Origin of the sequence: Streptomyces brasiliensis (assembly GCF_014647875.1) — a bacterium.
Taxonomy (GTDB): Bacteria; Actinomycetota; Actinomycetes; order Streptomycetales; family Streptomycetaceae; genus Streptomyces; species Streptomyces brasiliensis.
Genome location: NZ_BMQA01000134.1, coordinates 1 through 9958, shown reverse-complemented (window position 1 = coordinate 9958; position 9958 = coordinate 1). Strand labels below are relative to the sequence as shown.

1 protein-coding gene is annotated in these 9958 nt (G+C 69.9%); it reads left to right on the top strand.

Annotated features, from left to right (window positions below; genetic code table 11):
* Nucleotides 1–9958: non-ribosomal peptide synthetase (locus IEZ19_RS48280; RefSeq protein ID WP_189317721.1), on the top strand; the 9958-nt coding region annotated here is incomplete at both ends.

The following is a 9958-nucleotide window of genomic DNA, read 5'->3' as shown; positions in this document are numbered from 1 at the left end:
ACGGCTGCCGGAGTACATGGTGCCCGCCGCCTTCGTCACGCTGGACGAGCTGCCGTTGACGGTGAATGGGAAGCTGGACCGCAAGGCACTGCCGGCGCCGGAGTATGCCGTGGGAGGTGGTCGGGGACCGGCGACGGTGCAGGAGGAAATCCTGTGCGGGGCCTTCGCTGACGTCCTCGGGCTGGAGACGGCCGTCGGAGTGGACGACGACTTCTTCCGGCTCGGCGGGCACTCACTCCTCGCGGTGCGCTTGGTGTCGCGGATCCGTGCCGTGCTCGGGGTCGAGCTGCCGCTGCGCACGCTGTTCGAGGCGCCGACGGTGGCCGGACTCGCGGCCCGTCTGGCCGATGGAGCAGGGGTGGCTCGGACACCGTTGCGGGCGGCGGAGACGCGTCCGGAGCGGGTGCCGTTGTCGTTCGCGCAGCGGCGGCTGTGGTTCCTGGACCAACTGGAGGGCCCGAGCCCGACGTACAACATCCCCATGGTGGTGTCGCTGACCGGCGAGGTGGATGTCGCCGCGTTGGACGCCGCGCTACGGGACGTGATCGGTCGGCACGAGTCGCTGCGCACGCTCTTCCCAGCCATCGATGGTGAGCCGTGCCAACGCATCCTCGACCCGCAGAACCTGGACTGGAACCTCGATGTGTCGCGGGTGGCGTCCGAGGGCCTGGGCGAGGCGGTCGCGCAGGCCTCGCGGCACACGTTCGCGCTGGCCGCCGAATTGCCCATCCGGACATGGCTGTTCGAAGCCGGACCCGATGACCGCATCCTCGTGGTCGTGGTGCATCACATCGCCGGCGACGGTTGGTCGTTGGGTGTGCTGCGGCGTGAGTTCTCGGAGGCGTACGCGGCGCGGCTGCGTGGTGAGGCGCCGTCGTGGGAGCCGTTGCCGGTGCAGTACGCGGATTACGCCTTGTGGCAGCGGGAGTTGCTGGGGGAGGAGGCCGACCCGGACAGCCTGCTGTCGGAGCAAGTGGAGTATTGGCGCCAGGAGTTGGCCGGGGCACCCGAGGAGTTGGCGTTGCCGGTGGATCGGGCGCGTCCTGCGGTGTCCGGTCACGTGGGGCGTCGGGTGCCGTTGCGGGTGTCGGCCGAGGTGCATCAGCGGGTGGTGGAGCTGGCGCGTGCCGAGGGCGTGACGGTGTTCATGGTGGCGCAGGCGGCGTTGGCGGTCGCGTTGTCCCGGCTTGGGGCGGGGACGGATGTCCCGGTCGGGTCGCCGATCGCGGGGCGTACGGACGAGGCGTTGGACGATCTCGTCGGCTTCTTCGTGAACACGTTGGTGATCCGTACGGATCTGTCAGGTGATCCGGAGTTCCGGCAGGTGCTGGCTCGGGTGCGGGAGGCGAGTCTCGGCGCGTTGGCGCATCAGGATGTGCCGTTCGAGCGGCTGGTGGAGGAACTGGCCCCGGAGCGCTCGCTGTCCCGGCACCCGTTGTTCCAGGTGATGCTGACGGTGGAGGACATCGGGCGTACGGGCGGGCGTACGGGAGGGGAGCCGCGGGCCGCGGACGGACCGACGACGGGAGCGGCGAGGTTCGACCTCGATGTGTCGTTGTCGGAGGTGTTGGACGAGGAGGGGCGTCCGGCCGGGTTGCGTGGGTCGTTGATCGCGTCGGCGGATCTGTTCGATGTGGGCTCGGCCGAGGTGATGGTCGAGCGGTACGTGCGGGTGCTGGAGTCGGTGACGGCGACGCCTGACGTTCGGCTGCACGCGGTGGATGTGGTGGGTGCCGATGAGCGTGACGTGGTGTTGCGACAGTGGAACGACACGGCGGCCGCCATTGATTCGGTGACCTTGCCTGAGCTGTTCGAGGCGCAGGCGCTTGCGGTTCCGGGTGCGGTGGCGGTGGTGTCGGAGGGCATCGAGCTGTCGTATGGCGAGTTGGATGTGTGGGCGAATCGGCTGGCGCATTGGTTGCGTGGTCGGGGTGTGGGTTCGGAGTCGGTGGTGGGGCTTCGTCTGCCGCGTGGTGTGGAGATGATCGCCGGGATTCTGGGTGTGTGGAAGGCGGGGGCGGCGTACGTACCCGTGGATGGCGAACTGCCGCTGGAACGGGCGGAGTTCATATTGGCGGACGCCGGCGTGGGTGTCGTGGTGGCCGCGAATGTCCTCGACGAGCTGGGGGAGTACCCCGATACCGCGCCCGGAGTGGGTATTGCCCCGTCGGGGTTGGCGTATGTGATCTATACGTCGGGTTCGACCGGAACGCCGAAGGGCGTGGCGGTATCCCACGGTTCCCTGGTGAATCTGGTGTCGGTGTTCGGGCCGGTGATGGGTGCGGGTCCGGGTGTGGGTGTGTTGCAGTTCGCGTCGTTCAGTTTCGACGCCTCGGTGCTTGATGTCGCGGTGGCGTTGTCGTCGGGTGCCACGTTGTGGGTGGCGTCGGAGGAGCAGCGGGAAGAGCCTCGGCGGCTGGCGGAATTGGAGGGTGTGCGGGCGGCGAGTGTGGTGCCGTCGTTGCTGGGGGTGTTGGAGCCGGGGGATCTGGCGCAGGTGGAGACCCTGCTGGTGGGTGCTGAGGCGATTGGTGAGTCGGTGGCGCGGGCGTGGTCGGCGGGGCGTCGGTTGGTGAACACGTATGGGCCGACCGAGGCGACGGTGATGGTGGCGGCCGAGGTGGTCGACGCGGGTCGTCCGGGTCCGGTGCCGTTCGGGCGGCCGATCGCGAACACCCGTCTGTATGCGCTGGATGAGGCATTGCAGCCGGTGCCTGTCGGAGTGGCCGGGGAGCTGTATATCGGTGGGACGCAGCTTGCGCGCGGGTATGTGGGTCGGCCCGGTCTGACGGGTGAGCGGTTTGTGGCGTGCCCGTTCGGTTCCGCCGGTGAGCGGATGTACCGGACCGGTGACGTGGCCAGGTGGACCGCGGACGGCCAGCTGGTCTTTGCCGGCCGGGCCGATGAGCAGGTCAAGGTGCGTGGGTTCCGGATTGAGCCGGGCGAGATCGTGGCCGTCCTGGAAGCTCATGCCGAGGTGGCGCAGGCCGCGGTCCTGGCGCGGGAAGACGTCCCGGGCGACAAGCGCCTGGTCGCGTACGTGGTGCCTGCCGACAGTAAGATCGGCCTTGACGCGGGTGTTCTGCGGGACGTGGTGGCGTCGCGGCTGCCGGAGTACATGGTCCCGACTGCGTTCGTGACGTTGGACGAACTGCCGCTGACCGTCAACGGCAAGCTCGACCGCAGGGCGCTTCCGGTGCCGGAGTACGCCGCGAGTGCGGGCCGGGGGCCGGCCACGGTGCAGGAGGAGATCCTCTGCGCGGCCTTTGCCGACGTCTTGGGTGTGCAGTCGGTGGGGGTCGACGACGACTTCTTCCGGCTGGGCGGACACTCGCTGCTGGCGGTGTCGTTGGTGGAACGGCTGCGGGCCCGGGGCGTGTCGGTGTCGGTGCGGGCGTTGTTCGAGGCGTCGACGCCGGCCGGGTTGGCCAGGGCCACGGGCATCGGATCAGTGGACGTGCCGGACAATCTGATCCCGATCGGCGCGGAGCGGATCACGCCGGAGATGCTGCCGCTGGTCGAGCTCTCGCAGCAGGAGATCGACCGGGTGGTCGCGGCGGTCGACGGCGGAGCGGCGAACGTGGCGGACATCTATCCGCTGGCGCCGTTGCAGGAGGGGATGTTCTTCCACCACCTGATGGCGGACGAGGGTGGGGATGTCTATCTGACGGCGCGCGTCGTGGAGTTCGGCTCCCGGACCCGGCTGGACACGTTCGTCGGTGCGCTGCAGCAGGTCGTGGACCGGCATGACATCTACCGCACGGGTGTGGTGTGGGAGGGCCTGCGCGAGCCGGTTCAGGTGGTGTGGCGGCAGGCACAACTGCCGGTCGTAGAGAACGTCTTGGAGGCCGATGCGGACGAGCCTGCCCGCGCGTCGGAGCGCTTGATCGCCCTCGCGGGACCGGTGATGGACCTGGGCCGGGCGCCGCTGATGGATGTGCACGTGGCCGAGCTGCCCGAGGGCCGGTGGCTGGCTGTCGTACGGATGCATCACCTGCTCCAGGACCACCTGGGTATGGACGTGCTGCTGCAGGAACTGCGGGCGGTGCTCACGGGCCACGCGGACGAGTTGGCGCCGGCGATGCCGTTCCGGAACTTCGTGGCGCAGACGCGTGCGGTGTCCCGGGCCGAGCATGAGCGGTACTTCGCCGAGCTGCTCGGTGATGTGACCGAGCCGACCGTCCCGTACGGGGTGCTCGACGTACGCGGCGACGGCAGCGGGGTGACCGAGGCACTGGTGACCATTGAGGATGAGGTCACCGACGGACTGCGGCGGGTGGCACGGGAGTTGGGGGTCAGCCCTGCCACCGTGCTGCATGTGGCCTGGGCACGGGTCCTGGGGGTGCTGTCCGGGCGTGACGACGTGGTGTTCGGCACGGTGCTGTTCGGCCGGATGAATGCCGGCGCAGGTGCTGACCGGGTGCTGGGCCCGTTCATGAACACCCTGCCGGTACGGGTACGGGCCGGTGGGGTCGGAGTGCGGGCCACGGTCGAGGGGATGCGGGATCAGCTGGCGGGACTGCTGGAGCACGAGCATGCTCCATTGGCGGTGGCGCAGCGGGCCAGCGGGATCGCGGGCGACACCCCGCTGTTCACCTCGCTGTTCAACTACCGGCACATCACCGGCGCTGCCGAGGGCCCGACCGGCGGGGAACAGACTGGTCGGCGGCCGATGGAAGGCATCCGCAACGTTCTTGTCCGGGAGCGCACCAACTACCCGGTGACGGTCTCGGTCAACGACTTCGGCGGCGCGGGGTTGAGCGTGAGCCTGTTGGCGGCCGATGGCATCGATCCTCAGGTGGTGGGCCGTTCTCTCCGCACTGCGCTGGCGAACGTGGTCGCCGAACTCGCGACGGTGCTGGACGGTGACCCGGACACCCCGCTGACCGCGGTGGCCGTCCTGGACCCGATGGAGCGCGACCGGGCGCTCGTCGAGTGGAACGACACCGCGGTCGAAGGAGCCCTGGGGACGGTCCCGGATCTGTTCGAGGCGCAGGTGGCGCGGACGCCGGACGCGCCGGCGTTGGTGGGGCGCGGGTTCACACTGAGTTTCGCGGAGCTGGACGAGCGTGCCAATCGCCTCGGGCGGTATCTGTCCGACCTGGGAGTGGGACCGGAGACGGCGGTGGCAGTGGCCGTGGACGGCGGCGCCGAGCTGATCGTGGCGTGGCTGGGGATTCTCAAGGCGGGCGGCGCGTACGTACCGGTCAACACCGAGTATCCGGCCGAGCGGATCTCGTTCATGCTGTCCGACTCCGCGGCCGTCGCGGTGGTGGCCACCGGATCCGCGCGCGCCGTCTTCGAGGGACTCGACGTGCCGGTGGTGGAGCTGGACGATCCCGCCACGGCCGGCGAACTGGCCGGGCTGGACGGTGGCCCGCTGCCGCGTGAACTGCGCCCCGAGCATCCGGCGCAGATCATCTACACCTCCGGGTCCACAGGTGTGCCCAAGGGCGTGGTGATTCTGCACCAGGGCGTCGACCGGGTGGCGCGGCATGTGGGTGTGGTCGCGGGGGATGTGGTGAGTCAGCTGGCCTCGGTGTCGTTCGACGCGAGCACCCTGGAGGTCTGGGGCGCGCTGCTGAACGGCGCGACACTGGCGCTTCCGGGGCAGGGCGAGCTGTCGGTGGCGGAGCTCGGCGACTTCGTGTCCGCTCACCGGGTGTCCACCGCGTGGCTGACGGCCGGGCTGTTCCACGAGGTGGTGGACGCCGACATTCAGGTTCTCGCCGGTCTGCGTCAGGTGTGGGCCGGCGGTGACGTGCTCTCTCCCGCGCACTGCGACCGTGTGACGGGCGAACTGCCGCGAACCGCGCTGACGAACGTGTACGGCCCGACCGAGTGCACGGTGTTCACCACGACGCACCCGGTGGCAGGCCCGGGAGATGGGCGCAGTGTGCCCATCGGGAGTCCGGTGGCGGCCAGCCGGATCTACGTTCTGGACGCGTCGCTGAACCCGGTGCCGGTGGGTGTGCCCGGTGAGCTCTACACGACTGGAGCCGGGCTGGCCCGGGGGTATGTGGGACGGCCGGGATTCACCGCCGAGCGCTTCGTCGCCTGCCCGTTCGAGCCCGGGGAGCGGATGTACCGGACCGGCGACCAGGTCGTGTGGCGCCAGGACGGCGTGCTGTCGTTCGTGGGCCGGGTGGATCAGCAAGTGAAGATCCGCGGAATGCGGATCGAGCTGGGCGAGGTTCAGAGCGCGCTCGCCGGACATCCGGCGGTGTCCCAGGCCGAGGTGATCGTCCGCGAGGACGTCCCGGGCGACAAGAGGCTGGTGGCCTACGCGGCGCTCACCGAGGACGCGGACACATCGGCGGAGTCGCTGCTGGAGTCCGTGGCCGAGACGCTGCCCGCCTATCTGGTGCCCTCGACGGTGGTGCTGCTCGAGCGCTTCCCGCTGACGGTGAACGGAAAGGTGGATCGCTCGGCCCTGCCCGCTCCCGACTATGCGGCCATGGGTGTGTCCGCGCGCCGCGCGCCGGCCACGGTGCAGGAGGAGATCCTGTGCGGGGCGTTCGCGGATGTGCTGGCGCTTGAGTCGGTGGGGGTCGACGACGACTTCTTCCGGTTGGGCGGACATTCGCTGCTGGCCGCCCGGTTGGTGTCGCGGATCCGCACGATTCTGGGTGTCGAGCTGCCGCTGCGGGTGCTCTTCGAGGCACCGACCGTGGCCGGTCTCGCGACGCGCTTGGCCGAGGCGGGGCAGGCTCGGACACCGTTGCGGGCGGCGGGGACACGTCCGGAGCGGGTGCCGTTGTCGTTCGCGCAGCGACGGTTGTGGTTCCTGGGCCAGTTGGAGGGGCCGAGCCCGACGTACAACATCCCCATGGTCGTGTCACTGACCGGCGAGGTGGACGTCGCCGCTCTGGGTGCGGCACTGCGTGATGTGATCGCCCGGCATGAGTCGCTGCGCACGCTGTTCCCAGCGGTGAACGGCGAGCCCTACCAGCGGATCCTGGATGCCCAGGATCCGCACGGGGACCTGCAGGTCGCGCGGGTGGCACCCGCGGAACTGGCCGACGCCGTGGGCCAGGCGTCGCGGTACGCGTTCGATCTGTCGGCGGAGCTGCCGATCCGGGCGTGGCTGTTCGAGGCCGGGTCGGATGAGCGGGTGCTGGTCGTGGTGGTGCATCACATCGCCAGCGATGGTTGGTCGACCGCTCCGTTGGCGCGGGACCTGTCGGTCGCGTATGCGGCGCGGTCGCAGGGCGAGGCTCCGGTGTGGGAGCCATTGTCGGTGCAGTACGCCGACTACACCTTGTGGCAGAGGGAGTTGCTGGGGGAGGAGGGGGAGCCGGGCGGTCTGCCGTCGGAGCAGGTGGAGTACTGGCGGGGGACGCTGGCCGGGGTGCCGGAGGAGATCGTGCTGCCGGTGGACCGGCCGCGTCCGGCGGTGGCGACGCATGTGGGGCATCGCGTGCCGTTGCGGGTGTCGGCCGAGGTGCATCAGCGGGTGGTGGACCTCGCGCGGGCCGAGGGCGTGACGGTGTTCATGGTCCTTCAGGCGGCGTTGGCGGTGACGCTGTCACGGCTCGGTGGGGGCACCGATGTGCCGATCGGGTCTGCGATCGCGGGACGTACCGACGAGGCGCTGGACGATCTCGTCGGGTTCTTCGTGAACACGTTGGTGGTGCGTACGGATCTGTCGGGTGATCCGGAGTTCCGTGAGGTGTTGGGGCGGGTGCGGGAGGCGAGTCTGGGGGCGTTGGCGCATCAGGATGTGCCGTTCGAGCGGTTGGTGGAGGAGCTGGCGCCGGAGCGTTCGCTGTCCCGGCACCCGCTGTTCCAGGTGATGCTGACGCTGCAGAACGTCGACGGCGCCAGGTTGGAGTTGGCCGGCGCCCGTGTCGGCGCCGGGGAGCCGGCGGTCGGTGTGTCCACGACGTCGGTGAAGTTCGATTTCGATGTGTCGTTGGCGGAGGTGCTGGACGAGGAAGGACGTCCGGCCGGGCTGCGTGGGTCGCTGATCGCGTCGGCGGACCTGTTCGAGGTGGAGACCGCCGAACGCTTGACGGGCTGGTTCGCCCGGGCGTTGGAACACGTGACGGCGGCGCCCGACGTGCGGCTGCATGCGGTCGAGGTCATTGATGCGGCTGAGCGGGACCAGGTGCTCGTCGGGTGGAATGACACCGCGGTCGCAGGCCCGGCGGACACCGTCATCGAGCTCTTCGGCCAACGGGTGGACGCCGCACCGGATGCGGTGGCAGTGGTGGCCGAAGGGGTCGAGCTGTCGTACGCGCAGTTGGATGCGGCGGCGAATCGGCTGGCGCACCATCTGCGCGGGATGGGTGTGGGCCCGGAGTCCGTGGTGGGTGTGTGTCTGCCGCGCGGGGCCGAGTTGGTGACCGCGATCCTCGGAGTGTGGAAGGCGGGGGCGGCGTATCTGCCGATCGATGGGCAACTGCCGGTCGAGCGCGTGGAGTTCATGCTCGGCGACGGCGGTGCGGTGCTCGTGGTGGCGGACCGCTCGGCGACCGAGGGCTTGGCCGAAACACTGAGCGGCGTGCCGGTTGTGTGGCTCGACGAGCCGCAGGTTCAGGCGCAGTTGGACGAGCTGCCGACGAGCCCGCCGACGGTGACGGTGACACCGATGGAACTGGCGTATGTGATCTATACGTCGGGGTCGACGGGTGTGCCGAAGGGGGTGGCGGCGACCCACGGCGGGGCGCTGAATCTGGTGGCGGCGCAGATCGAGCGGTTCGCGGTGGAGCCGGGCTCTCGGGTGTTGCAGTTCGCGTCGATCGGTTTCGATGCGGCGGTGTCCGAGGTGCTGATGGCGCTGTGCTCGGGTGCGGCTCTGGTGGTGGCGTCGGCGGAGGAACTGCTGCCGGGGGGTGGGTTGGTGGAGGTCGTGGCGCGGCACTCCGTCACGCACGCGACGTTGCCGCCGGCGGTACTGGGCGCTCTCGACGCCGGCGACCTGGACTCGGTCACCACGCTCGTATCTGCTGGTGAGGCGCTGGACGCGGGTCTGGTGGAGCGGTGGGCTTCGGGGCGTCGGCTGATCAACGCTTACGGCCCGACCGAGATCACCGTGTGTGCGTCGATGTCGCAGCCGCTGATGCCGGGGGATGTGCCGTCGATCGGCACGCCGATCGCCAACGGCCGCTTGCTCGTGCTGGATGAGGCGCTGCAGCCGGTGCCGGTGGGTGTCGCGGGTGAGCTGTACGTGGCCGGTGCCGGTGTGGCGCGCGGTTACGTCGGCCGTGCGGGTCTGACGGGTGAGCGGTTCGTGGCCTGCCCGTTCGGGTTGCCGGGTGAGCGGATGTACCGGACCGGTGACGTGGCCAAGTGGACCGTGGACGGTCAACTGGTCTTCGGCGGGCGGGCCGACGAGCAGGTCAAGGTCCGCGGCTTCCGGATCGAGCCGGGCGAGATCGAGGCCGTGCTGCTGTCTCAGCCGGACGTTGGACAGGCCGCGGTGTTGGCGCGTGAGGACGCTCCGGGCGACAAGCGCCTGGTCGCCTACGTAGTGGCCACGGACGCCGATGCCGGCCTCGACACAGACGGCCTGCGGGACGTGGTGGCGTCGCGGCTGCCGGAGTACATGGTCCCGGCAGCGTTCGTGACACTGGACGAACTGCCGCTGACCGTCAACGGCAAGCTCGACCGCAAGTCCCTGCCCGCGCCGGAGTACGTCACAGGCGCGGGCCGTGCCCCCGCCACCGTGCAGGAGGAGATCCTCTGCTCGGTGTTCGCCGAGGTGCTCGGTCTTGAGTCGGTCGGCGTCGACGACAACTTCTTCCGGCTGGGCGGGCATTCGCTGCTGGCGGTGTCGTTGGTGGACCGGCTGCGGGCGCGGGGCGTGTCCGTGTCGGTGCGGGTGTTGTTCGAGGCGTCGACGCCGGCCGGATTGGCGAGGGCGTCCGGTGCTGAAGCGGTTGAGGTGCCCGAGAACCTGATTCCGGTGGGTGCGGAGCGGATCTCGCCGGAGATGCTGCCGCTGGTGGAGCTG